General features: G+C 45.7%; 21 protein-coding genes and 1 pseudogene. 14 read left to right on the top strand and 8 right to left on the bottom strand.

All coding sequences use genetic code 11. From position 1 onward, the window contains the following. Positions 1-6 precede the first annotated feature (6 nt). From D0T87_RS17370 to D0T87_RS17400, 7 genes are all read left to right on the top strand, one after another. Positions 7-1,974 carry a hypothetical protein gene (locus D0T87_RS17370; RefSeq protein WP_163176393.1) on the top strand — a complete coding sequence of 656 codons (1,968 nt, stop codon included), beginning with the start codon at positions 7-9 and terminating at the stop codon, positions 1,972-1,974. A gap of 21 nt (positions 1,975-1,995) precedes the next feature. Beyond that, a complete protein-coding gene (locus tag D0T87_RS17375; RefSeq protein WP_239063745.1) occupies positions 1,996-4,146 on the top strand; it encodes a hypothetical protein in 2,151 nt (716 codons plus the stop codon). Between the two features lie 9 nt (positions 4,147-4,155). Next, a complete protein-coding gene (locus D0T87_RS17380; RefSeq protein WP_163176394.1) occupies positions 4,156-5,868 on the top strand; it encodes a cellulase family glycosylhydrolase in 1,713 nt (570 codons plus the stop codon). 269 nt (positions 5,869-6,137) lie between these two features. Continuing rightward, complete coding sequence (locus tag D0T87_RS17385) at positions 6,138-6,962, top strand: tyrosine-protein phosphatase (protein ID WP_163176395.1); 825 nt, start codon at positions 6,138-6,140, stop codon at positions 6,960-6,962. A 13-nt stretch (positions 6,963-6,975) separates the two neighbouring features. After that, positions 6,976-9,852, top strand: coding sequence for a TonB-dependent receptor (locus D0T87_RS17390; RefSeq protein WP_163176396.1), 2,877 nt, complete (start codon positions 6,976-6,978; stop codon positions 9,850-9,852). A 31-nt stretch (positions 9,853-9,883) separates the two neighbouring features. Next, positions 9,884-10,363, top strand: a complete 480-nt coding sequence (locus D0T87_RS17395; RefSeq protein ID WP_163176397.1) for a toxin-antitoxin system YwqK family antitoxin — start codon at positions 9,884-9,886, stop codon at positions 10,361-10,363. A 95-nt stretch (positions 10,364-10,458) separates the two neighbouring features. Continuing rightward, the gene (locus D0T87_RS17400; RefSeq protein WP_163176398.1) at positions 10,459-10,812 is read left to right on the top strand and encodes a carboxypeptidase-like regulatory domain-containing protein; all 354 of its coding nucleotides are present in this window, start codon (positions 10,459-10,461) and stop codon (positions 10,810-10,812) included. A 101-nt stretch (positions 10,813-10,913) separates the two neighbouring features. Here D0T87_RS17400 and D0T87_RS17405 read toward each other — a convergent pair whose 3' ends face one another. The 6 genes from D0T87_RS17405 to D0T87_RS17430 are packed head-to-tail and all read right to left on the bottom strand — an operon-like array spanning position 10,914 to position 16,210. Then, complete coding sequence (locus D0T87_RS17405; RefSeq protein WP_370526897.1) at positions 10,914-11,672, bottom strand: CDGSH iron-sulfur domain-containing protein; 759 nt, start codon at positions 11,670-11,672, stop codon at positions 10,914-10,916. 46 nt (positions 11,673-11,718) lie between these two features. Next, complete coding sequence (locus D0T87_RS17410; RefSeq protein ID WP_370526898.1) at positions 11,719-13,419, bottom strand: ABC transporter ATP-binding protein; 1,701 nt, start codon at positions 13,417-13,419, stop codon at positions 11,719-11,721. Then, positions 13,386-14,516, bottom strand: coding sequence for a nucleotidyltransferase family protein (locus tag D0T87_RS17415; RefSeq protein WP_163176400.1), 1,131 nt, complete (start codon positions 14,514-14,516; stop codon positions 13,386-13,388). Before D0T87_RS17415 ends, D0T87_RS17410 begins: the two co-directional genes overlap by 34 nt. Before the next feature lie 40 nt (positions 14,517-14,556). Further along, complete coding sequence (locus D0T87_RS17420) at positions 14,557-14,826, bottom strand: PqqD family protein (RefSeq protein WP_163176401.1); 270 nt, start codon at positions 14,824-14,826, stop codon at positions 14,557-14,559. A gap of 39 nt (positions 14,827-14,865) precedes the next feature. Beyond that, a complete protein-coding gene (locus tag D0T87_RS17425; protein WP_163176402.1) occupies positions 14,866-15,318 on the bottom strand; it encodes a S24/S26 family peptidase in 453 nt (150 codons plus the stop codon). Between the two features lie 13 nt (positions 15,319-15,331). Continuing rightward, positions 15,332-16,210, bottom strand: coding sequence for a hypothetical protein (locus D0T87_RS17430; protein ID WP_163176403.1), 879 nt, complete (start codon positions 16,208-16,210; stop codon positions 15,332-15,334). A gap of 294 nt (positions 16,211-16,504) precedes the next feature. Between D0T87_RS17430 and D0T87_RS17435 the strand changes: the two genes are divergently transcribed. After that, entirely contained in the window at positions 16,505-16,894 is a 390-nt protein-coding gene (locus D0T87_RS17435) for a sigma-70 family RNA polymerase sigma factor (protein ID WP_163176404.1), read from the top strand. A 1,207-nt stretch (positions 16,895-18,101) separates the two neighbouring features. On the opposite strand, the gene D0T87_RS24680 is transcribed toward D0T87_RS17435, so the two are convergent. Next, complete coding sequence (locus D0T87_RS24680) at positions 18,102-19,319, bottom strand: hypothetical protein (RefSeq protein WP_239063747.1); 1,218 nt, start codon at positions 19,317-19,319, stop codon at positions 18,102-18,104. Continuing rightward, positions 19,295-20,038: a hypothetical protein gene (locus tag D0T87_RS24685; RefSeq protein ID WP_239063749.1), complete on the bottom strand. Its 744-nt coding sequence runs from the start codon at positions 20,036-20,038 to the stop codon at positions 19,295-19,297. Before D0T87_RS24685 ends, D0T87_RS24680 begins: the two co-directional genes overlap by 25 nt. Positions 20,039-20,277: 239 nt before the next feature. Between D0T87_RS24685 and D0T87_RS17445 the strand changes: the two genes are divergently transcribed. From D0T87_RS17445 to D0T87_RS17470, 6 genes and pseudogenes are all read left to right on the top strand, one after another. Further along, the gene (locus tag D0T87_RS17445) at positions 20,278-21,375 is read left to right on the top strand and encodes an AraC family transcriptional regulator (protein WP_163176405.1); all 1,098 of its coding nucleotides are present in this window, start codon (positions 20,278-20,280) and stop codon (positions 21,373-21,375) included. Positions 21,376-21,448: 73 nt separating this feature from the next. Continuing rightward, the gene (locus D0T87_RS17450) at positions 21,449-21,703 is read left to right on the top strand and encodes a hypothetical protein (RefSeq protein WP_370526899.1); all 255 of its coding nucleotides are present in this window, start codon (positions 21,449-21,451) and stop codon (positions 21,701-21,703) included. A gap of 5 nt (positions 21,704-21,708) precedes the next feature. Then, the gene (locus D0T87_RS17455; protein WP_163176406.1) at positions 21,709-23,634 is read left to right on the top strand and encodes a fimbrillin family protein; all 1,926 of its coding nucleotides are present in this window, start codon (positions 21,709-21,711) and stop codon (positions 23,632-23,634) included. Between the two features lie 438 nt (positions 23,635-24,072). Beyond that, the gene (locus tag D0T87_RS17460) at positions 24,073-24,378 is read left to right on the top strand and encodes a hypothetical protein (protein ID WP_163176407.1); all 306 of its coding nucleotides are present in this window, start codon (positions 24,073-24,075) and stop codon (positions 24,376-24,378) included. Then, positions 24,333-24,935, top strand: a complete 603-nt coding sequence (locus D0T87_RS17465; RefSeq protein WP_163176408.1) for a nucleotidyl transferase AbiEii/AbiGii toxin family protein — start codon at positions 24,333-24,335, stop codon at positions 24,933-24,935. The genes D0T87_RS17460 and D0T87_RS17465 overlap by 46 nt, the downstream gene beginning before the upstream one ends. A 21-nt stretch (positions 24,936-24,956) precedes the next feature. Continuing rightward, positions 24,957-26,583: pseudogene (locus D0T87_RS17470) on the top strand (ABC-F family ATP-binding cassette domain-containing protein); the annotation flags it as partial. Positions 26,584-26,622 lie beyond the last annotated feature (39 nt).

Below are 26,622 nucleotides of genomic sequence, written 5' to 3' on the forward strand. Positions count from 1 at the left end.
AAGATTATGAAATTAAAATCTTATATATATTCATTTATTGCAAGCGCAGTCATTCTTTTCTCTGCTTGCACACCCGAGGATCATGATTTGGGTGCAAAGACCTATGTATCTGACGACTTGGTGCAAGGCATAGCTTTCAAGGTTACTCCTGACGCTGAAGACCCTAATACCATACATCTTCAATCGCTTATAACAGAGGGTGTGACTCCTCTTTGGGAAACCCCACAAGGACGTTCACAGGATGCTACAATGACCATTGAGTTGCCTTTTGCAGGCGATTATGAAGTGACTTTTGGTGTGATGACCCAGGCTGGTCCGGTTTATGGTCCGGCGTATAAGTTTACGGTGTCCTCGAACAACTTCAATATGCTCAGCAATGAGATCTGGAGTAATCTTGCCGGTGGTGTAGGCAAAACACGCAAATGGATACCGATGGACGGCAATTACGGTATTGGTAAATGTACCGGCCCGGTGATGTATATGAGTCCGACCGATGTGAAGAATGATGGCTCAAATATTTCCGATCTGGTGTTTGGTGGCGATAACTGGTCACCCAACTGGGACCCCGGTTTCCAATCCTGGTTGATTCCGGCCGATGATCCTTACATGAGTTCGTATATGACCTTCGGCCTCGATGCTGCCAATGGATGTACAGCCGAAGTATTCCGCAACGATGCGAGTGGCGGTACCCGGATGAACGGAAAGTTCAATTTGAACCTCTCGGACCCTAAACGTCCTACAATAACATTTGATGGTTGTTACTCTTTGCATAACGCAGCTTTCGATGAAGTTTGCGATAATTATACGATCAATCTGAAAATCATCGAACTGACTCCTTATCTGCTTCAGATTGCTACCATGCGTACCAACAGTGAAGGTCCCTGGTGGTTGGTTTGGAATTTCATTTCCGAAGAAGCTCAACAAGACCCTTCTTTGATACCTACCGATGACCCGGGCTTGCTTCCAACTGTTCCGGTGCAGGAACCCGAGTACGCAAATCTGAGTGAATCGCTCTTTACCATTGCCGGTCCGAATGCCACATATATTGCTACGGCTACTACATTCCTTCTAAATGAAGATGCTCCTTACGATTGGATGTGGTGGAACGGTGCAACAGGCGCATGGGAATCGAATGGTTTCGAAGGTGCCGGAGATTACACTGCCAACTGGACTCCCGCATTTGCCGATGCCGGTGACTTCTCGATGAATCTTTCTACAACAGGTACTGCCGGAACGTATTCCTGCGAATTGGAAACTGTTGATGGAGGTACAGCTACCACGTTTACCATCGTGGGCAATAAACTGGTATTTGCCGATGAGATTTCTTTGCTCACTGCATCCAATGATTTTACGACTGTTGACATCCGCGGCAAGGAATTTACCGTGATGGCTTGTTCGCCGGATGATAGTCAGGTGGTATTGGGTATTCCGGCCGGAACAGATGGAGCAGGTACGGTGAACCGTTATCTGTGTGCCAATCTGACGATTAAACCGATTACGTCCGAATCCGGACCTACGGTGATTGCGGTAAATAATGAAAAGCTGAATTGCTATGTGGAGGCAAGTAAGTTCTTCCGGATTGAAATGTATAATCCGTGGGGTGATAAAGATTGGCCTATTGATATCTCTAAGGTGAAATTGAGAAAAGAACAGAAGTTGACTGTCAAGTTTAATGTTAATGGAATAACATGGAATGACGGTGCAGACCCTAAAGCGGCAATCTGTCATAATATAGGTGATGGTCTTTGGGAACCGGCTTGTTTTACCGATGCTGCGGCTGTGAGCCTGAATAAGAGTGGTGAAACCACCGTGACGTTTACTAATACTACAGGTGCTACCGCGAATTTTGCTACTGCACCAAGTTGTTTAACCATCGCCGTACAGATTGATGGTTTGGTTTCGGCTCCTTTGCTTGACGGTGTGCTCGATCCTTCGGCAGTTACGGTTGAAGTCACTTCAATGACCATTGAATAATCACCTTAAAGAATATAGTATATGAAAACAAAAATATATTTAGGAATTATATCACTCATCATGGGGCTTTCATTAGCCTCATGCGACGACGATAACGACTATGCGATTGCTACTACACCTATCCTCAATGATTCGTCTGTAGTCACAGGCCCGTCGGATGTTACGGCTACTACGGCTGTTCTGCATGGAACTGTAGCCGATTTGGGCAACATGGCTTCCGGTGCTTATGCCGTGGGTTTCTTTTATGGTTCAACGCAAGAAAATCTGGCCGAGAGTGTAACGGCTACATTTGATGACGGTGCATTCTCTGCAACGCTTACCAGTTTGCAAAATAATTCTACCCTTTACTATCAGGCATTTGTATGTTTGCAAAGCAAGGTGTACTATAAAGGAGAAGTCAAGAGTCTGGTTACGACCAATGCCAAGGTAACTACTAAGCCGGCAACAGGAGTAGATTATGCTTCTGCAACACTTGGCGGGACATTGGCCGACTATCCGGCTGATGCCACATGTGGTATCGTGATCTCTACTTCGGCCGATGTAGAAAGTGTTCGTGATGGTTTAATCGTTAAGAGTTCAAACTTATCCGGTGACTTTACACTTGAACGTGCCGGTTTGCTACCCAATACACAGTATTATTATGCCGCTTACCTGGATCTGGGCAATGGCGTACTTTATGGCGATGTGAAGAACTTTACTACCGGTACATACGACTTCGATCTTGATAATGACCTTGTTGACCTGGGGCTATCAGTTAAGTGGGCGCGCTTCAATGTAGGTGCTAAAAACGAGACTGGCCTGGGTGGTCTTTTCGGCTTTGGCGATCTTACCGGCTGCAATAACAGTATCAATCCGGAAGATTATGCCTCGGCCGATGTTTACCGTACCGCTTCCGACCTGGCTTTCCAGGCTTTTCAGGGTCGCGCCACAATGCCTACGGTAGCCGACTTTGAGGAACTCTTCTCGCTCTGTACAAAGGAATGGATTGAAATGGATGGCGTGACGGGATACAAACTTACCGGCCCTAACGGTAACTCCATCTTCCTGCCTGCTGCCGGATCGCGCATTGGTAACGATGTGACCAATGAAGGTACTGAGGGGTATTATCTGACCGGTGCGATAAATCCATCGAACCCACAGTTTGCTATCAGCTATCAATTCAATGCGGGTGTTGATACTAAAACTACCGCAGCAGTATATCAGGCAATGGCTGTACGTGCTGTTTCTACAGCAAAGAATGTGCGGTTCGACCGTTCGTTGCTTTATGGAAAGTGGTATATTGATAATGGTCAGGATGGTGAGCAACATGTATTCGAAGGACCATTCACCCAATGGGGATATACGGACAACTGGGCTACGGTATCTAACGGCCAGCCTAATATCGAACAGCAGATTCATTGGGAAATGGGTACGGGTAATGGCTGGATTGGTTATACCTACGGTGTTGACTACGGCTATATGGAGTTCCTTGAAAACGGAACCGTAAACATTCACCGCCTGACGGACGATGGAGCAGCCACCGACGAAACCGGCACATATATTATCGACGAAGTGAATAAGGTAATTGATATTGATATCAATGTGCTTTGTGCTAATACCTGGGTAGCTGTGAAGAGCGGTAAACTGAACATTCTGTCTCTGACAAGCGACGGTCTGCAAATTGCTCTTCCTAATAATGATGATTATGCTTACTCTGTCAATTATTATAGTGAGCGTAAGGCCGAAGCCGATGCTAAGATTCCGGTATCATTGCTTTGCGTGGGTGCCGACTGGAATGGTACCTGGGGAGAAGTTGTTAGCCGGATAGCACCTGCTGAACTGGCTGGTCAGCATACCTTTACGTATGAAGGTGCGTGCAACGCAGCGATGGTGTTCACCCTTGATTTTCAGACTTTGTTAACGAAGTTCCCTAACGCTTCCGTACGTATTGATGAGATGAAGTGTGACGGTAATGCCATTACTTTCAACGCTAATTACTTCTTCTATGGAGATATTGAAAACAACGGCAACTACCGTATCGAATTGTTTAATATCTGGGGTAAGGGTGCAGTTGATGGTAATGTGTTGAATAGTCCTTTCAGCGACCTGCAAAATGTGTCGTCCGATCCGGCTTTTAATTTCAGTAGCAAGCTCGAAATGACTTATACGATCTTTACCGATGGTAGTAATTAATAAAAAGACATGATGAAAGATATGATTAAGCTATTTAAAAACCGTCTGGTGCTGGCGGCCTTGTCGCTTCTTTGCCTGACAACCACAACAGCCTGTTCGGACGATGATGATCCGGCGACTCCGGCAATCACCATTGCCAATCCGGAGATGAGCTTTCCTAAAACAGGAGGAACGGATATACTTTATATTAAATCCAATGTAGCATTGGGTGTAACAAGTGATAATGAAAGCTGGTGCCACGTGGTGCCAGCTACTTCCGAGTCGGCAACCATGTATAAATTTACCGTTACGGTAGATCCAAGTACGGATACGAACGAACGTTCGACTACGCTGACTGTGAAAGCCGGCGATATAACAGAAACCGTTCGTGTGAAACAATCGGCTATGGATGGTTTAATTGTGGAACAAAAGACATTTAATGATGTATCCGGCGAAGGTGCCAACATCCAGGTGAAACTGACAACGAACGGACAGGTTACCGTTACCAGCAACAACAACTGGATAACCAGAGTTGACACTCGTGCCATGCAGGAGCAAACGCTGACCTTCAAAGTGGCTGCTAATTATGGCGAAGCCCGTTCGGGAAGTATCAGCTTCACTGTGGGCGATTTGACGGAAACCGTAACCATCAACCAGCTCGCCCTGAATCTTCCGAACATCGGAATGGATAGTGATGCTTTGACTTTGGCTGCTAAAATCTACGCCGGCTGGAATGTTGGAAATACGCTCGAAGCTATGGGCGGCGAAACGGGTTGGGGCAATCCTAAGGTTACTGAGGATTATATCAAGAGTATAAAAGCGCTTGGCTTCAATGCCATCCGTATTCCATGTGCATGGGATCAGTATATTGAAGATGCAGCAACTTATAAGGTGAAAGCCAGCTGGTTGGATCGTGTAAACGAAGTAGTGGGCTATTGTGTTGCCAACGATATGTATGCCATTGTCAATATTCACTGGGATGGCGGTTGGCTGGAAGAAAACTGTACGCCCGACAAACAAGTGGAGAACAACAAGAAACAAGCGGCATTGTGGACACAGATTGCCGGCAGGTTAAACTATTACGATGAGCACTTACTTTTTGCCGGCTGTAATGAACCGAATGTGGAAAATGCCGAGCAGATGGCGGTATTGCGAACTTATGAACAAACATTTATTGATGCCGTACGTGCCACGGGAGGAAATAATGCTGTGCGTAACCTGATCGTTCAGGGACCCAGTACGGATATCGAAAAAACAAACAATCTGTTTGGTACTATGCCGACCGACGTTGTAGCCAACCGTTTGATGGTAGAGGTACATTATTACAACCCCTGGACGTTCTGCGGAATGGAGCAAGATGAAACCTGGGGCAGAATGGCTTATTTCTGGGGAGATTATAAAGTGGATGGTTCGGACCGCAACGCTACGTTTGGCGATGAGGCTGAGATGAAGTCCTTGTTTACCCGGATGAAGACTCAGTTTGTAGATAAAGGTATTCCTGTTATTCTGGGTGAGTATGGCGCTATTACGCATCACACCGGATTGGGTGATCTTCAGGAAGCCCATGATAAGTCGCGCAGCCATTATGACGAAACTGTAACACGCGAAGCTAAGAATCATGGGTTGGTTCCTTTCTATTGGGAAACAGGCCGGGTGATTAATCGCAATACAGGTGCGATAAGAGATAATTATGCCATAGACGGTATTACGAAAGGGGCGCGAGCAGGGACGTATCCTTTCTAAAACATCAACGCTTTTTCTTTTTTGCGTTGGACTTCTTGTGCAAAAGTCCAACGCAAACACCTCAAAAGTCCAACGCAAAAATCTTTTTCCGTTGGACTTTTGAGGCGTTTGCGTTGAGCTTTTGAGGTGTTTGCGTTGGACTCAGTGTGAAGTGTCACACCATTGTCTTCTTTGCGTAATCAAAACATCATTCGCGTGCAATTCGACTGTAATGCATATTGCTTTATTTTGCGGCTGAAAGATCACAGTGAAAATTAAATCATTTGAATATGCAAAAGCTAAAAAAACTAATCATTGTTTGTTTAATCCTACTGCCACTGGGTGTAAACGCGCAGGTTGCAGACAGTTTGTCGAGAGTCGTAAAAATGGAAGGCGCAGTGAACTTCCGGGATATCGGCGGATATAAAACCAAAGACGGCAGAGAGGTAATCAAGAACCGTATTTACCGTGCAGCAGATATCAGTCGGCTGACAGATCGAGATATGGAAAAGCTAGCGGAACGACGCATTTATACGGTAATTGATTTCCGCGGAAAGAAAGAATCGGCTATGGCGCCCGACCGCTTGTTGCCGGGTACAGACTACACTCTTTGCCCTGCCGGAAGCGATAATCTTCCAAGTACAAAAGACCTGGCAGAAATGCTTAAAGATGAGAACTTCCTACTCTCCATGTATGGAGCACCCAGCATGCAACATTACGGTAGCCGTTACAAACCGATGTTTCAGAAATTGTTATCCCTGTCCGATTCGGATGCGCTGATGTATCACTGCACCGGTGGGCGCGACCGTACAGGCATGGCTACTGCTTTGATCCTCTACACCTTACAAGTACCTATGGATATTATCGAAGCCGATTACGTGGCGTCCAATATCTACCTGGCTCCCGCCAATAAAAATATGTATAAGTCCATGATCGAACTGTCCGGCCTGTCCGAAGAAGAAATTACGGAACGCATGAAACTTCGTCCCGAACTCCTTCAAAACTTCTTTGCCGCCATAAAAGAGAGCTATGGAAGCGTAGAGAACTTCATGGAAAAAGAACTCGGCGTCGGTGCCGGCGAACGAGCGTTCCTGATACGGAAATTCACTAAATAAACTTACCCGATACATGAAACGATTTAACCTGTTTGAGAGGTCCGTCCGACTTCTCCTGCTACCCTTGTGCCTTCTTGCCGGGGCTGCCAATGCACAGATGATTAAAGGAACCGTTATATGCGAAGACGGCCCCCTGCCCGGCGTAACCGTTTATCTGGAAACACTAAAACAAGGAACCGCAACCGACCTGGATGGGAACTTCTCCATTCAAACCAAAGCAGAAGGTACCCAAACCCTGAGAATATCTTACATCGGATACCAGGACAAGATGGTCGACATAAAACTACAAAAAGGCATCAACGACCTCGGCATTATTTCCCTGCAAACAGACGAGCTGATGCTCGGCGAGGTGGTGGTCAGTGGTACAATGGCGCCATCGCAGGCCAAAGCCTATAACATTAAAAAGACCTCTATGGCGCTACTCGACATCGTTGCTTCCGATGCCGTCGGAAAGCTTCCCGACCGGAATGCTGCTGAGGCTGTACAGCGCATACAGGGTGTTGCCGTAGCCCGTTATCACGGCGAGGCTGATCAGGCCACCGTTCGCGGTACACCTTTTGCCTGGACGTCTACACTGTTCAATGGAAGCCGGCTACCCAGTTCCAATGTGATGGGAAACCGTTCTTCGGTGCTCGATGCCGTTCCTTCCGAACTCATCCAGTATGTACAGGTGGCCAAAGCACTGACGCCCGACTGGGAAGGCGATGCCATTGGTGGTTCTGTGAACTTCATTACCCGTACCGCCCCGATGAGCCGCAAGCTAGGTGTCAGTCTGGCAGGAGGATATAATGCCTTTTCGGAAAACGGAACTTATAACGGCTCTATCGTCTATGGTGACCGCTTTTTCAATGATAAACTAGGCATCATCCTCGTCGGTGCCATTTGGGACAGGCAGTGGGGTTCGGATAGTTACGACGTGAAATACAATACCGCACTCGAAGACCCGGATCAACGAAATTCCATCAACACCGTGATGCTGAAACGCTATATGGGTAAACGCCAGACCTATGGCGTAAATCTGGGGTTGGAATATAAATTCAACAACAATCATAAAGTTACCTTCCGCGGACTGTACGATAAGTTTAATGACATCCGTCCCGTGTATGAATCCTACGTTGATTACAATAAGTCATGCTATCAGTATAACTACCGGTATTCGCACTACCAGACCGTGCTCAGTGGTGGAGAATTGGGTGGTGAGCACCAGCTATCTTCTATGGTCAATGTAGATTGGTCGGTAAGCGATTATACTTCGGACTATTTCCTCGATACCCCCAAAGGTTCCGACCGGAAAGGGCTGCCTATCGCCACCTTCCGCCAATCTATAAAAGGAGGATTTAATAATCTTTCCAGTGACGGACTGCGTTACTGGGGATTCGATTCTCCCAACGGAGTAGGAGGAAACCCACTTGAATTCAATGCCGGATTACAGGACCCGACCGAGGTGATGGATGCTGATAAATTAACCTTGCGACAACTCGTCATTTCCCAACTCGATACCAAAGAACATGACCGCACCTTCCAACTGAATGTAAAGGTGGAGCCTACTTCTAAAATCAAACTGAAAGCCGGTGGTAAATACCGTACAAAGGCAAGAAGAAGTGCCTTCGGGTCCAATTTTGTATATCTTCCCGGTGCGGCTCTGGGCATTCCGGGTTCTCCCGATCTGGTTACTTTAGGTAGCATGCAAACCGAGAGTTTCCCTATGGGGCACGGTTATTTTACAGAGATGAAGGGGCAGTACGATCAGTATATCATGGACCCACTGACCAAGGATCAGTTATTCAATCTTTACTCTTCTGAGTTCCTTGAAACAAATGGCTTCAAAGACTATACCTCTGCTGCCAACGAAACCAATCTATATAAAGCAGACGAGAATGTGATTGCCGCCTATGTTATGGGAGAGTTTGAACTAACCAGCCGCCTGCGGCTTGTCGGGGGATTCCGTAACGAATACACCAAAACCACATTGAAAGGTTCGCAGGCCGTTGTTTCAGGTACAACGGAGATCACCCCGGTGAAACTAACCAACAATTACAATGCATTCTTACCGATGGTACATCTGAAATACGAATTGAACGACAAAACAAATCTACGTGCTGCTTATACCCGCACTTTTGTCCGTCCAAACTTTGGTGACATGACTCCCGGACAATCCATAGACCAGACGCAGAACCCTATCGTCCTCAGTAAAGGAAACCAGGACCTGAAACCTACCTTCGCCAATAACTTCGACCTGATGGGTGAATATTATTTTGATAATGTCGGTCTTATTTCCGGTGGATTCTTCTATAAAGACATTCAGGATGTGATCTTTAAGGATATCAGCTATTATACCGAAGGAGGCAAAGACTATGTACTGACACAATCCAAGAACCTGAAAAGCGCCCGCCTCTTTGGACTTGAAGCCGGAATCAATAAACGTTTCGATTTTCTTCCGGGTTTCCTGAGTGGCTTTGGAGTAGAGGTGAACTACACCTTTATAGATAGTGAAGTGAAAGTTCCCCGCCAGGTGGGTAGTGGGGCGTCGGCTACGATTGTTAATGACAAAAGCAGCTTGCCCGACCAGTCCAAACACATGGCCAACATCATTCTCTTCTACGAAAAAGACCGCCTCATGGTACGGTTGGCGGGTAACTATCGCGGCAAATCCATTAATACCATTAATCAACAACTCGGTCCCGACTTTTACACCTGGACGGATAAGAACTTTACCCTCGATGCTTCCGCAACCTTCGACATGGCCAAAGGCTTGAAAGTATTTGCCGAAGTCAATAATCTCACAGATGAACCCCTGAAGCAATATATGGGTGATAGTCGCCGGCTCACCAACGTGGAGTGGTATGGTGTCCGCGGGCAAATTGGCCTTCGCTGGGACATCTTTAAGTAATTCTAATTGAACAGAACTAAACTCAAAACCAATGAAATTAAAGAAACAAATCATATTCCTTTTGCTGGGACTTGTTACGCTGTTTGTATTTGCGCAGGAAAACACCAAGGTATATTATATAGATGGACTATACTATGCCGATAAGCAACAGAAGGAAATCTATACCGGAGATTATAAAGAGTATTATCCCAACGGAACCCTGAAAATGGAAATCTTTATCCGTAAGGGAAAACCCGAAGGAACCTACGTCATTTACTTCCCCACCGGAAAAATACAGGAAATACGTTCCTACAAAGGCGGGCTCTTTCACGGAACTTGGCGCACGTATTCCGAAAGTGGAATGATGCTTTCGCATGCCGAATACGAGAATGACAAAAAAGACGGTGAATGGATTATCTGGAGTGAAAAAGGGGTGAAACTGTACGAAATGCACTACAACAAAGGCAAGCGTATAGGCGTATGGAAGATGTGGGACGAAGACGGACACCTTATCTCAGAGAAACCCTATTAGTTTACAAGGATGTAAAATCACTGTACTTACATTGTAATATCAAGATCCGATATTTGCAGTATAGAAAAACAAACCACACATTAATTTAAAAGAATATGAAAAAGATTGCATTATTGTTTGCTCTGACCTTTGTTGTTTTCTGTAGTCTTAATGCTACCAATAACAACGATAAAGAGAACTCGTCTAAAGCCTCAACAGAAAACACTTCCGCTGTTTACCAACTGAGCGGTACGGTGTATGATCCGAATGACAATGAAGTATTATCCGGTGCCAGTATTACGGTAGATGGCAAGAAGTATTATTCCGACTTATCCGGAAACTTCAACATTCCGCAACTAACAAAGGGGAAGCATCTTATTTCCGTAGACTTTATCTCTTATCAGTCCCAGACCATGGAAATTGATCTGAAAAAAGATGAGGATATGAGAATTGCAATAAAGCAACTCTAAAAATTAAACTAGCTTCCTATATTCAGAAAAACCGCGTATCTTATTGCTTATAACAGCAACTTGATGCGCGGTTCCCTGATAAAACATCTGAGTACAAATGCTTATTCTTTATTCTTTTCTTCGGCTAATGGCAACCCGTCCTGAAACTTCATAGAGGCATGTGCTCCATTGCAGAATGGTTTGTTGTCTGATGCTCCGCAACGGCACAGCGTCACACGATTTCTAGTTTCGTAACTTTTGCCGTTAGCACTTTCAATGCGTATGCCGCCTTTCACCCAAAGCGGTCCGCTGACTTTAATGCCCGGATCTTCCAATACGCTGATGGATGGTTCGAATGGAGGTTCGTAGACTTCCTTCTTTTCTTTATCATAAAGCACCAGGCGACCTGCGGGACAATGTCCGGCTTCATGACGGAGTAATTCTTTCTCTTCTTCCGTACGTGCGCGTTGTACGATGTTCCATATACGACCATACGCATCGCAGAAACGGGCGAATGCGCAATATTTTTCATTGTCGAGCAATACCATAGATGGGCCTTCGAATGCCTCGGCATCTTCCAGTATCGGACGCATGGAACTTGTTTCGCGTGGGTCCCACTGCACATGTTTATGTGCTCCATCGCAAAATGGCTTGTTCTTGGAATGTCCGCAGCGGCATAATGCAACGCATGCCGATGAGCTGTCGAATTTCAACCCTTTGCGATATTCCCATGAGGAACCTTCTTCGTTGGGTGCAATAATTTCCTGGTCGATTGTCGGGCTACCATACACCAAATATGGTCCGTCTTCAGTAATTTGAATGTAGTATTTCTCCGGCGCTTGCTTACTGCCTTCTGCTACTGTAACTTGTTTCTTATCCATAGTCATAATTTTATATAGATAACAGAAGAGTAGGCGGTATTGTTCATTACAAATAGTACGTTCGTTCGCAGGCTTCGGCCAGTGCAGGGTGGTGGGTGACAAAGATTACAGTTTTACCTTGTCCGTATGATCTCAGGTTCTCTACCAATAGCTTTTCGGTTTCGGGATCGAGTGCTGAGGTTGCTTCGTCAAATAACAATATACTACCCGGGCGTAAGAGTGCCCGTGCGATGGAGATGCGTTGTGCCTGCCCTTCGGACAGCCCTCCGCCTAGCTCATTCAGAATGGTATCCATGCCATCGGGCAGACTGAACACGTAGTCGGCAACGGCTGTGTGCAGGGCTTCTTTCATTTCCTCTTCCGTAGCTTCGGGGTTTCCCATAAGTAGATTATCGCGAATGGTACCGCTAAACAGCGTATTTCCCTGGGGTACATAAATAAAGTTGCAGCGGGTGAGTGGGGAAATCTCTGCTTCCATACTGCTGTTTCTCAGCCGGATGCTTCCCTCTTGCGGAGTGGCTAGCGCGAGCAGAAGCCGGATCAATGTCGTCTTTCCTTTTCCCGTCTCGCCCATAATGGCGGTCTGGCTGCCTGCCGGAAAATCCAGCGAGAAGTGCTCGAATATCGGCTTATCCTCTGGTTTATACCGGAAAGTAATATCCTGAAGCGTAAGCTCCGGAGTCTCCTCGAACCGGATTCTATCGCCCATTTCTTCGGCGGGGAGGGCTTCCAGTTCCATTAGCCGTTCGATGGCGGTGAGCGCATTGATAAAGGCCGGAATCATTCTGACTACATCAAGCGCCGGACGTTGGAGTTTGCTAACGAGTTGCAGAAAGGCAGTCATCGTACCGAAAGTCATACTGCCAACGCTTAACCGTACGGCCCCCCAAAGGAAAGCGATAAGGTAACCACCCGAAAATGCCAGGGCTACCATGCTGCGGGAGAACAGAGAGAATTTGGTCCGGTCGAATACTTGCGTGCGTAGCGTCCGTTGCAGGTCGTCCAGTTTTTCCAGATGGCGGTCGCCCTGTTCAAGGGTTTTGATTACCGTGCGGTGTTGCAGGCTCTCTTGAATAACGGACTGTATACGACTGTCGCTATGGCGTATCTCGCGGGTGTATTTGCGCATCCGGCGAATGTAGAAACGGCTGGCTAACAAGAATATCGGGAGGATGCCTATCAGCAACCACGGCAATGCCTTATCAAGCATACAGAAGAAAATGAAAGAGGCTAGCAACTGAATGCCTGTGGTGATGAATGCCGGGACGGTTCCCGTTAGTAAACTGATAATGGCATTGGTGTCTTGCTCCACCCGGTTAATAACATCGCCGGTGTGAAACCGTTCCAACTCATTCCAACGGCTTTGGAGCAACCGGGCAAACAGTCGGCGGCGCAGGGTATTTCCCCCTTCTACCTGCATGCGGCTATTGAGCCAGGATTCCAGTACGTTGCACGATAGTTGCAGAATGAGTAGTATAACAGTCACCACTCCCATCTCCCATAAACTGCCTTCTGTGGTACCTGTGGCTATATCTATGACCTGTTTTGAGGTCCAGATAAAAGCCAGCGAGAATGCTACCCCTGCAATACCGGTGAGACAGGTAATAGCTATCCGCTTTCGTTGTCCTGCGGAGACTTGCCAGAGCCATTTAAACTGGCGTCGTAATGAACTGATATGTAGGTATGAAGAGAGGCGTGGCATAGGCTGTGGTGTTATCGTTTTATTTTCTTCTTCAGAATCGTCCATTGGGCTGCCGAAGAATTCCTGATCAGGAAGATCGGGTGCCAGAATGCCTCGGAAGGTGCATATTGCCTGAGCTCGTTGCATCTCCGGACTGCTCGTGTAAAGGTATGCCATTTCCCTGCCCAGTACCCTTTGGGGCGTGGCTTTATCCGGCCATCATGCTGTCCGAAGTTACCCGCCATCAGGATGTCGGCAAGTAGTCGTTCTCCATCTTCTTTCTTGTTTTTTACGGGGAAGGGGATATAAACCGGGGCTAACCCCAAATAGGTTGTTGCAATGTAGGCAAAGTCTCCGGCGGCTTTCAGCAGTTTCATAACAGATAGTTGCGCGGTTACTTCTGCGTGGTCAATCTCGTTGGCTTCTGTTTTCATTAACCGGACCCAGTCGCACAACTGTCGTAACCCTATTCCACTACCTAAGAAATGGTTGAAAGCATGTATAAACAGGTAGACGGTATCGAAAGTAGGAGCGGGGATGGGGATGTCGCTTCCACTTATCTTAGCCAGACTTGGCTCAAGTGATTCATAACACAGCCATTTCCCAACAAAACGATTAAACCTACGATTGGCCGCCGGGTTATAAAGCATGGCTGCAATGCGGTGTATTTCTATCTGAACGTTTTTATACTCAAAGTCCATATGTTTGATGGACTCTTCATGGCCGGGCGTGCCTCCCAATGCCAGCATGAGTTGCTTGGCCTGGTCGTACTGTTCTTTTCCGATATACACATCAATGTCTCCGCATTGCCGGTGCTTCGGATTGGGATAATAGGTGGCAATACCTTGCCCCTTCAACAGTACCGGGTGAAGGCCGGCTTCTTTATATTGGGTAAAAAGTTCTGCGGCTACACTGTTCAGGTGTTCGTTGGTGGTTTCTATCTGGGCTACCCGGGCACACCATTGCATATAAAGCGGGCGTGGCGGACGCAGTTCCGCGGGAAGTGTTTCTATTCCGTCGAATACCACGCCAAGTAGCGCCTGTCGTTGTGCCAGTTGGTATATCGCCTGCCAGTTTGTTTCTGCCTTGTCGAATAAAGAAACATCTGCGGGTTTTTCCCACAAACCGGAGCGTAGTAGTCCGAAGAATTGGTTTAATAACATAGATCTGTATTCTGGATTTAATTCACTTCGCTGCGGTATGTTATCGCTCAACGATTCCGGCATCGAGCCAGGCTTGCGTCAATACGTTCACGTCATTCCGTACTGTTTCTTCGTCTGTTTCGTATTGGTCCAGAAGCAACTTGGTGAGTTCTTCTTCGGTAAACTCCCTGTCGGCTACCTCTTTCCACAGGAAGGCGGCCGACTCGTTGAGGCTGATGATACGGGTGAAGTCGACGTTCTCAACTCCGGATGCTACTATGATATATTCATCGCCTACCTGACGAAGGTTGAATCCTGGTTTTATTTTCATATATTTTCTGTATTATGATTTTAAATTCTAGCTGCCGGGTTATATCCTTCTCCATATTCCTAGCAGGTATCTGCGTGCTGGCAACAGTTTCGTCCATATATAGGAATACGTGCGCCATGTCCGGCCTGTGCAACGATATGGCTTTTCTTTGCGGATGACTGTCGTTACCAATCCCAGCACCCGGTCGGTGGATGTTTCTTCGGTACCTGCAATATTCCCGTCGCCCATAAGCGTGAGGCCGGTTCCCCGGCGACGGATGATGCGGTGCAATACCAGTCTATCTGTATCATCCCGCGCCAATACCACTGCACCCGGCAACAGTTCGTTGGTTGTGAAAGGCGAAAGTATTACTTTGTCGCGGCGGTCCACCATAAACGGGTTCATGCTGTTGCCCCTTACCAGGTGAGTCACTGTATGTCCTTCTGCAATCAGTAAGCCTGTTTCTTGCAGTAGTACTTCGTTTGCTATGGCTTTTGTTCGGGTTACTTCCATGTATGGGCGGCGTTTACGCTTGGGTTACTGCTGTGTAGGACATCCTGACGGCTTCTTCATCCGGCCGGCATTCCAGATCGTATACGGGTACGGTTGTTGCAATGGCTGTGATGGTATTGCAGATGTGATTATATTGTTCTTCATCCTGCCGCAAACAAGAACACGATGGAAGCAGAGATGCAAAGGCCCGTGCAGACCTTTCCCTGGTTATTTTGTTTTCCGGTGCCTGATGCAAGCGGACAAATGCACCTAGGGGCACTTCCTCGTTCCGGTAGCAGGGTGTCTTGCCACTCCACGGCGAACCGTATACAATGGTCCGTCCATCCGGGAAATGGCGTACAATCGGGTTGTCATCATTCAGTAATTCGGCGCCTTCGATATGTTTCAGCCACAACCTGCTGTGTGTGCTTTTACCTGTACCGCTTTTGCCGAGGAACAGATATCCCCGTCCCTGATGGCGTATGACCGAGGCATGGAACATCAATGTACCGTGCGCGGCTGTTGCAAATGCATAGGCCATCATCAGGAAGTTATTTATAGCAAAACTATCTGTCGGTGTATGCAGAAACTCTACTGTGGCGCGGTTCATTTCTTTGTTGATGTGCATCTTTCGTTGCAATGCCCGGTCGCCATTGGGGTAGATGTTAATTTCGTATTCGCTACTTGTTGAGTTTATAATACATTCGGCACCTTCCCACTCAAAACTGGTTAGTTCCGTAGCATTATGCAGTTGGGGCAGGGGCAACTCTGATAGGGATAGCGTAAAAAGCTCCTCGCCATCTTGTCGTGCAAAAGGTTGAAAGGAGGGAAGTAATTCGGTTATGTTTACGCAATCCGGTGCTGAAATACAAAATGTATGATCGCCTACTTGGTAATATAATTGTTTATACATGCATGAAATCCTTATTCAGTCACAAACTTACATAAAAAGAATGATTTATAAGCGAGGCGAATAAAAAGAATTAATGAACACAGAGTCACAAAGACACAGAGCTTTTATTCTTTCTCTGTGTCTTTGTGATTCTTCGGACGGTTCGCGAACCGCCCCTATAACAGTTGTTTATTTAATCTGCTGATATTTAATAGATTATGATTCTGTCGTGCAAATTGTACAGAGAATTGTACAGTCGCTTTTCTATACTTTTCTGATTATATTCCTTAGTTTCGCCATAAAAGTAACAAATACATGTGCGAGACAACTAAATCAATACAAGAAGAATTACATGAAATGAACTGCCGGCTACAAAAAGTGGAGGAATATATACGCCGGCAAAATATGGTGGACCCTTTTCTTTTCCCCAAAATGTTCACTCCCGATACCGAAGGCGATTTCTATACCACTTTCTCTCGGGAGCATCCCCGTTTTATTTCCTGCTTGCGCGAACTGCTTCCTACCATTACCCCCGGCGAAGAACGCCTTTGTATGATGGTTAAACTCAATATGACCGTCCGCGAAATAGCCCGGATGCTGAATATTGACGTTAAGAGTGTGCATACCTCGCGCGCAAGGCTTAAACGTAAACTACTGATACTGACAAACGAAACAGCAATGGATGACTGGATAAAGAATATATAGTATTAACTTTTTGGTTAAAAACAATGAATAACAAGACAATCAAATACATGTATTTACCACCGATGGTTAAGGTGATCGTATCTCAGGAAGTATAGAAGTTTTATATATCAGAGGCCTTTAAAAGAGCCCCCTTTTTTGTGTCACATAGTTTTTTGTTATTGTGTTTGAAAAACGCACTAAGTAAATACCATATTTCAAAGACAAGAAGAAGGTGCATATTCTGTGCTTTAAACAAATCTTCTATAGTGCAAAGAAATTTTAGTTTCAATTGGCGGCACAACGCTTTCGCCAAAGGGAAGTGTGGAGTATAAGTATGAATAACAATCTGTGTTGATTTGACAAATAAAAGGGCTGTTCTCATTTTGAAAAGAACAGTCCTTTTTATTTGCAATGAATTTATGTCGATAATTAAAACTAACGTGAATTCGATATAAAATCATCCATCTAATCTATCTCTTATATCGAACTCACGTTAAAACTAATGTTGGTATTATCTTCTATCTGTATAACTAATTATTTTCGCAAATGAGTGTGTTATGGTTTGCTTCTTGTGGGCTGAAATAGAGACTATCTCTCTTTGTGGGGGATAGCCTCTGTTTTTATTAGATTATTTTAAGAGAAATCTCTTGGAGCAGTGATTTCAATTTTAATATGGCCATCTCACTACTACATGACGATTTTCCACGAAAAAAGTGTCATATCTTACACATACCTCCCAAAGGCCGATAAATAGGGAGTTGTAGAACACCGCATTTTGTACAGAAGTCACATCCTAATATCACAAGTGTCACACGACTGAAAGATACGGATGAATACGATATTAATCGTGTTCGTGCGTGCAACCATCAATCGTTTGCCAAAAGCAAAGATTGATTCCCGAATAGTATAGGAAAGAAGTCAATTTGAAAGTTCGATAAGTTCTGAAAGACCCGGGTGTATTGATGTAAAACACCCGGGTCTTTCATACCCATACACCCGGGTGTTTGTCACCAAAAGACCCGGGTCTATTCAAGGTTCACCCATTTGTACGATGAGGCTATAGCGATTTCTCCGCGTGGTTTTTCTTGTGTGACACTTGTGATATTAAGGTGTGACTTCTGTATTAAAATAATAAATTGTTTTCCTTTGAATGATAGGTAGTTACCTTGTCTTGTGCGACTTGTGATACATTTTGAATATAAAAATCGCATGTATAGCGGGTGCTATATCAATAATTATTGGTATTCCCCCTCATAATCTTCTTTATCTCCACATCCAGCGAAGCCTTTTCCGGCAGATTTAGTTTGGGCCTCAGCCGGTAGCGTATCCTGCTGACGCTGGCAGGCGCAATGCCCAATATCCGCGCTATATCTTCCGTGTTTTGGTTAATCAGGATAAGCATAGACAGCAATTCTTCGTTTTTTGTAATGCCGGGACAAGCCTCACGCAACCGCGCAACCGCCAGTGGGTATATTCCGGTGAAGGTGGTACGGAACTCCTTTTCTTCTTCGGGCGTAAGCATGGTCGGATTTAAAGTTTCCATCAGCGCATCCAATCCGGCATCACATTGGGTTGAAACTTGTATTTCATTCAGTTGGCGCAGCAACTCCCGGTTGCGCTCGTGCAATTCCTGCCGCGAATTGATGATGCGTTGCAGCTCCCTCTCATTCTCTTGCAGGCGGATGGATGCGAACCGGTGCCTCATCCAGAACCAGGTGGTAAGCAGTAGTATAAAGAAACCCAATGCGATGGCAGCGATGGTGTACATACGGATGGTATTGTTCCTCAGGGCTATTTCTGTAGAAAGCAACCGGTTTTCCTGTTCTACTTTATCGGTTTCGTAGCGGATATGTGAGGCGATGGATTCGCGGATGGACTTCTCGTGAGTAACAGAGTCTATAATCATATTGTATCGGGGCAACAACTCACGGGCAGCACCGGCCATACCGGTTTTGTGGTAACTGTCAAGCAATAATCTGTTGTTATGATTCTCTGTTTCCATATCCTGGCGGGCTTTGGATAACCGGACGGCCTCTTCGAGTAAGGGGATGGCTTCTTTGTATCTGCCGCCCATGTACATCGCCTTTCCGTAGCCCATGTAGTAGTCGAGATACATATAGCCCGGAACTTTATCTTTTATCCTCTCGTAATGGGCCAGAACGTTTGAGAGGGAATCCGGGTAATCGGCTTTAGCTTCCAGCTTGTCCAGCGTAACCCGTATTTGTCCGCGGGGGTTGGTGGCACGGATATAAAAACTGTCGGCCAGATTAAAGGCATAGAAGGCAGAGTCGGTCTTGCCTATTCGGGTATAAACCTCATCCCGGCGTTCGTAGAGGCTGGCGGCCATGCCCCAGGTTTCGTTGTCGGGATTGAAATACTGGAGTCCCAGGTCGTTGTAATACAGTGCTTTGTCGAAGAAATTCAGTTCGGTATGCGTGCCGCACAAATTGTGGCAGCTGCCAACGTCACCCCACGATAGTTCTCTACCTTTTCACTCTGTTTCAGCACTTCCTGGCAAAGCTCGATTCCTTTCTGGTATTCGTTTTTCCGGATGTAGATATTGGCGAGGTTGGCCATGGCTTGCGGGTAGAGTCCGGTGTCATCATACGCACCGTTCCTTACCGCCTGGGCGGCACGTAGCAGAGTCGGTTTGGCTTTTGTCTCGGTGGAGTCCACCGCCATATAGGTAACTCCGGCGGCAATAGTGCAGAACAGCTCGCTGGATAGATCATTGTTTTCATCTATCGCCATAGCCTGGTCAAGCAGCTGGCAGGCTTCGGCACGTCGGCCCAGTGTTTGAAGCATTTGGGCATCGCATACCAGAATTTCGCGCTGGCAATAGGCGGATAGAATAGGGTGGCTCATCTCCCGGAGCCGGACAAAATGTTCGTGGCCCTCGGCTATCCGGCGGCGTGCCTCGTCCACGGATAATCCATCAGGGTGTTCCGGGCTCTTAACGGGTATCAGAAAGGCGGAGTCCAGCAACGCGATGGCTCGGTCGTATTCCTTGTCCATCCGGTATTGATTTCCCCGGGCTAGTATGGCTATGCTGTCTGTTTCGAAGCGGGTAGGAAGGCGGGTGTCTTTAGGTGAAGAATTGCAACTGACTATAACGGACACAAAAATGAGTGCCGCAAGAATGAAATAGGTATTGGTTTTTAGCATTTAGTTGTTCCTGTATTTGGCTATTGATTTGCACGTTACATGCAAATATAGTGAAAGCTGAGCGCAATCAAGCTTGCTTGAAATTGCCGAAGCGCATCCTATATCCTACAAATATAGAAAATTAAGCGGGCTTTTCAATCATATAAATCACAACCTTTATAAATAGAATCAGAGAGCACTTAACTTGGTATTACAATAAAATCTCTTAATTTTGCAGTACGCTAATAGTCGCAACCATCATGGAGACAGAGATAGAAGTATTAACTTTCATTTTATATTTTACCATATGTGCATTCTTTTTTTGCAGCGTACTGCTATGGATGCGACGCGAAACCAACGGCAAGTCGAGACGATATCTGGCCCTTACCACCCTGGCATCGGGTGGCGCTTTTCTGCTACGATTGCTGTTGACTAAAACCGGAGTCCCACCCAGTCCCACTATATTACCCATTGCCAACCTGCATTTGGGACTTTTGACCATGTTGTTGCTCTATCTGTACCCCATAGAAGCCATCAGCCCTGGGTGGCTCACGTGGAAGCGCATCATCCTATTGTTTCTGCCCTGGGTGTTCATCACCCTGTTGCTGGTTGTTCTGCCCATACAGTTCCGAACGCTGTCATCATTTGGCGAGATTTGGGAGTATGTGGGCGAATTCAACGTCTGGTTCCGACTATTTATACTGCTCATCATCGTGCCCTACTCCTTCATGCTTTTCTACATCCCCCACAACTGGATGAAGAGTAGCGTGAGCTATCGATGGATCTATTTCTATACAATTGGCGTACAGGTGATTACTGCTCTGTTTACCGCCTTCATGCTTACCTGCTCCGTCACGGTGAGCATCTGCCATCTCCTTTATTGCATGTTTTTCATCCTCGTGGTTACGTATCAGGATTTGTTCCTGCGCATAGAGGTTCCCGTTAAACAGTCCGAAGCAGTCCCGGTTTTGGTAACCGTGCCTGTCGTTCCGGTGGAAAAGGAAACCCCTTCCGATCCGTTACTGATCCAGCTAAACGCAGCCATGGACAATGATGAACTGTGGCGCAACCCGGACCTCGATCTTGAGAAACTCTCCAACCATCTGTACACCAACCGAACAACGCTAACCCAACTCATTCAACAAGAAGGCCACAGTGGGTATAGAGAATTTATTAACCGCCGCCGTGTCGACGAATTTCTTAAAGTAGCAAACAGCGGCAAGGTGACAAATGTACAGGATACTTTCTTCGACGTAGGCTTTCGTTCCAAAATGACTGCCCTGCGATACTTCCGCAAATACACTGGCACCACACCAACCGAATATATTCGAAAATTAATCGAAAACGAGCTGAAATAGTGTATATATTGTAGTTTTGATACACAATCATTGTAGCTCTGATACCCCTTGCATGCTCTTATTGTGTAGCTTTGTGGCTAAGATTTTAAATAAAATAAGAGATATGCAAATCAAGACAATCAAAGAAAAATATCTGCCACCAGTGGTGGAGGTGATAGAGGTGGAGAATGAAGGTGTGATGGCACTTTCCGATTTTTCCGGTGGAAACCCAGGGTTGCCAGGCGGTAACCCTACGTCAAGTCATTCTGCGAAGAGTTATGTTCCAGCCACAAGCTCGTTTAGCGACCTGGAAGATTTTGTTAATGATATCCTAACTATTGAAAATTAGCAGCTATGAATAGAATGTTTATAAAGACAGGTAGGCTGTTTGTAGCCATTGCAGCCGGGTTGCTGATATTAAGTGCATGTTCGCAAAGTGAGGAAGAATATATTGATGACAAGAATGACACTCCCAATGAAATATCCCTTGTGGGCACCCAAGGTGGTTCATTAACCCGCATGACTCATGACGATACCACCGACGGGAATCATGGACTTATGGTAAGGTGGACTGAGAAAGATGCTTTCAGACTTTATGCAACATCTGATACTTATGCAACATTTACCATTCCTGACGGGTATAATCCTGCGGAGAATAATGATGGAAAAACTGCAACCTTTGTAGGAAGTCCGTCGTTTGACGGTACTGTCCTGAACGCTTTCTTTCCCGATTCTCGTGCGGAAGAAAGCTGGGCGGATTGCTATTTCAGTGTGTTGGGACAAATACAAGATGCCGAAAATCCACGTGCTCATCTTGCAGATTATAATTTCATGACGGCTAAGGTAAATCTCTCCGGTAATGAAATTTCAACTGTTAATTTCTCGCATAAAATAGCTATTCTGAAGTTTATAGTTGAATTGCCGGATGGTGTTTTGCCCAAATCAATCACCCTTAGCACATCGTCTAATTCTGATGCAGGTATTGTAGTAAAGCAGAACGCTAGTGATGAAACGGTTAAAACAACTGCTAAGCAGCTCACTATGACTATTAAAAAAGCAATGAGTAATGCACACACCGCTTATATGGCCATACTTCCTTCTACTTTGAAAGAAGATCTGACTGTTGGTGTGGAAGGTGACAACGGAGTGTATTATAGTTATACTGCGGAAATAGATGATGTGTTCTCCTATGATGTAGGTAAAGTATATAATGCTACTCTTGTATATGGTGGAGTGGGCAATGGATTTAGAACGCCAAGCATATTTGATAATGATGTAGCCAAAGGAGACGGTGAGCCATGGACTAAGGGGGATGGGAAATCTTCAACAACCCCGTTTCTGATAGAAACTGCCCAACATCTGAAATATTTGGAGATAAATGTGAATGAGGGGAAAAGCAATTATGCCAATGTGTACTTTAAACTCAATACTGATATTCATATAACTGCGGATGAGTGGAGACCAATAGGGCACGTAGGTGGACGGGGTTTTTATGGTATATTTGATGGAGACGAACGTACAATAAGTGGTAAACTTCAATCCAATGATAGTGATTGGACGCAATTTGGTTTTTTTGGATTTGTATACCAAAGTGCAATTATTCGTAATCTACATATAACAGCAGACGTGTCAGTATCTTCCGGTAAATGGGAGCATGTGGGAGGTGTTGTTGGATATGCTCAGGCGTCCTCCGTGTTGTCATGTAGTATGTCTGGGAAAATGGATGTTGAGCTCGGCCATCTTGTCCGTGTTGGCGGAGTGGGCGGTGGTTTAAGCACTGCGGACAACTGTGTGATGACTGGTGCAATCAAGGTTGTGGCAGGAGCTGACTGCCGGGTTGGCGGTGTTGCCGGTGCGACGCTAGACGCTTTAACACAGAATTCTTGTAAAAACTATGGAGAAATAGATGTAACGGCAGCAGGGTTTGCCTATGTTGGTGGTGTTTTTGGGTCAATGAATTCTAATATTACGGATTGTCATAACTATGGTGCAGTCAAGGCTGAGAGTAGTGCGAATAATTCTGGAAAGGCAGTTCGGGTAGGAGGTATAGTGGGCTATGGCTCTGTTAATTCGCGAACCTTACATACTAGCCATAATGCTTCTACATCTATCATAGGTAAGCTTACTGTAAACGGAAGCGAGTCTGAGTGTAGTGTAGGTAGTCTGGTTGGCACATTGCCTTCTTCAACCCAAGTTTATAATTGCTGTACCAGTGTAGAGGTAGACGGTTTGGACTTAATAGGATCAGGCTCTATGACTACTTGTACTGCTAGCCATTAATTGATGCGTATTAGATGGAATTAATTAATAACCTCGCCCCGTCGCAAAGAAAGGAGGAGCTAGCAGCGAGTACTTCAATGAAAGTAAAGAACGGTTAGTGTTTTCTGAGACGCAGCGGCGGATATGGGGCGATGAAATTATGCCTAGGGCATCCCAGTGATATGCCCTAGGCATCCTAATGATATGTCCTAGGCATACCAATAGCATGGTTCGAGCCTTTCAAATGAAGTGTCGCCAACCATTAAAAGCAGCCCCGTAAATGATGAATAAAATATCATCGGATCATTCACTGTAAAGCATCGTACCATTATAGTAAAAGGTCGGATCAAATGTGTCAAAGATCCGAAGGGATTTCGAAAATTCATGGTGTAAAGAACATCAGTTTGAATTGTTTGTTTAGAGATAATGACTATCTTTGTTCATTACAAATCCTATTTTATGAGCGAATCCTTAAATATACATAGCTTTTCATCTTATCTTTTTTGGGATATAGATAAAAGTACATTAGACGCCAGTGTTCATGATGCATACATCATAAAGCGAGTGCTTGAATATGGTCAACTGTCGGATTGGGTGCTGATTCGTGATTATTATACCATTCCGGTCATTGTAGATAAAGCTAAAAAATTCAGAGAACTGGAAGAACGTGCTTTGTCTTATATTGCAACTGTTTCACATACTCCAATCGAACAATTCAGATGTTACACTACTCTACAGTCGACACCGCGACATTGGAACTTCTAAGGAAGTTGCAAAAAATACCCTGTTTGCAACATACGCGATTAGTTGGCGGCACGGCATTAGCACTTCAGATAGGACACCGGAAATCCATTGATATTGATTTATTTGGTGGAGTTACAGCTGACCCCGATACACTTGTTGAAGAACTATCGACTATCGGTGATTTAAAGATACTTAAAAACTTTAGCAATATTCGCATATTTCTATTAGACGATGTAAAGGTTGATATTGTGAACTATCGTTATCCTTGGTTGATGAATGCTATTTATGACGATGATGTGACCATGGCATCGCTTGAAGATATTTGTGCAATGAAACTGGCAGCTGTTACCGGAAGAGGAACGAAGAAAGATTTTGTAGATATCTATTTCCTTTTACAGCGTTATTCTCTTGAACAAATGCTTTCGTATTATTTAAGCAAATATGCTGACGGCTCTGACTTTACCGTTCTGAAAAGTTTATCTTATTTTGATGATGCAGAAATAGAACCAATGCCATATATGTTGGAAAATGTTAGTTGGGAAGTCATCAAGAAAACTATAGAAGACGCTTTGTTTTGACTCTTTAATTTCAACTTACCCGTGATCTCAGTAGAACAATTAAAAGTAGAATTTAACGCCACGCCGCTTTTTGATGACGTATCGTATGTAATCAATAAGAAAGACCGTATCGCATTGGTCGGCAAGAATGGGGCGGGAAAATCTACCATGCTTAAGATATTGGCCGGACTGCAAATGCCCACCTCCGGCAATGTGTCTATACCCCGTGATACCACCATTGGCTACCTGCCGCAGGTGATGGTACTGGCAGACAATCGTACCGTGATGCAGGAAGCCGAACTGGCTTTCGGGCATATATTCGATTTGCAAGCCAGCCTCGATAAGATGAATGCGGAACTGGCCGAACGTACCGATTACGATTCCGAAGAATACCATAACCTGATAGACCGTTTCACCAACGAGAACGAGCGCTTCCTGATGATGGGAGGTACCAACTTCCAGGCAGAGATAGAACGCACACTGATGGGGCTGGGCTTTGTTCGCGAAGACTTCGATCGCCCTACCTCCGAGTTTAGCGGAGGCTGGCGCATGCGTATCGAACTGGCAAAACTGCTGCTCCGCCGTCCCGATGTGTTGTTGCTCGATGAGCCGACCAACCACTTGGATATCGAATCCATTCAATGGTTGGAGAACTTCCTGTCTACCCGTGCCAATGCCGTAGTGCTGGTCAGCCACGACCGGGCATTCATTAATAACGTAACCACCCGCACCATCGAAATATCCTGCGGTAAGATTTACGATTACCGTGTAGCCTACGATCAATTTGTGGAACTGCGGAAGGAACGTCGCGAACAACAACTTCGTGCTTACGAAAACCAGCAAAAACAAATACAAGATACCGAAGACTTTATCGAACGATTCCGCTATAAAGCAACGAAAGCCGTACAGGTGCAAAGTCGTATCAAGCAACTGGATAAGATTGATCGTATCGAAATTGACGAAGAAGACAATTCAAGCCTGCGGCTGAAGTTCCCGCCGGCATCACGCTCGGGTAGTTACCCGGTGATTTGTGAGGATGTGAAGAAAGCGTATGGTGCACATACGGTATTCTACGATGTCAATCTCACGATCAACCGTGGCGATAAAGTGGCTTTTGTAGGCAAGAACGGCGAGGGTAAGTCTACGCTGGTGAAATGTATTTTAAGTGAAATACCTTTCGAAGGTAAACTCACCATCGGACACAACGTGCAGATCGGCTACTTTGCTCAAAACCAGGCCCAGATGCTGGACGAAAATATAACTGTGTTTGATACCATCGACCGTGTAGCGGTAGGCGATATCCGTCTTAGAATTCGCGATATCCTGGGTGCATTCATGTTCGGCGGTGAAGCATCCGATAAGAAAGTGAAAGTACTTTCCGGTGGGGAACGCACGCGCCTGGCTATGATCCGGCTGCTGCTGGAACCCGTTAACTTCCTGATTCTTGATGAGCCGACCAACCACCTGGATATGCGTTCGAAGGATGTGTTGAAAGACGCCATCCGCGATTTTGACGGAACCGTTATTGTAGTCAGTCACGACCGTGAATTCCTTGACGGACTGGTAACTAAAGTCTACGAGTTTGGCGGTGGTCTGGTAAAAGAACACCTGGGCGGTATTTACGACTTCCTGCAAAAAAAGAAGATTGAACATTTGAATGAATTGAATGTCCTACCTACAGCCTCACCCCAGCCCTCTCCAAAGGAGA

The organism is Bacteroides sp. 51 (assembly GCF_010500965.1).
In the GTDB taxonomy this organism is placed as follows: domain Bacteria; phylum Bacteroidota; class Bacteroidia; order Bacteroidales; family Bacteroidaceae; genus Bacteroides.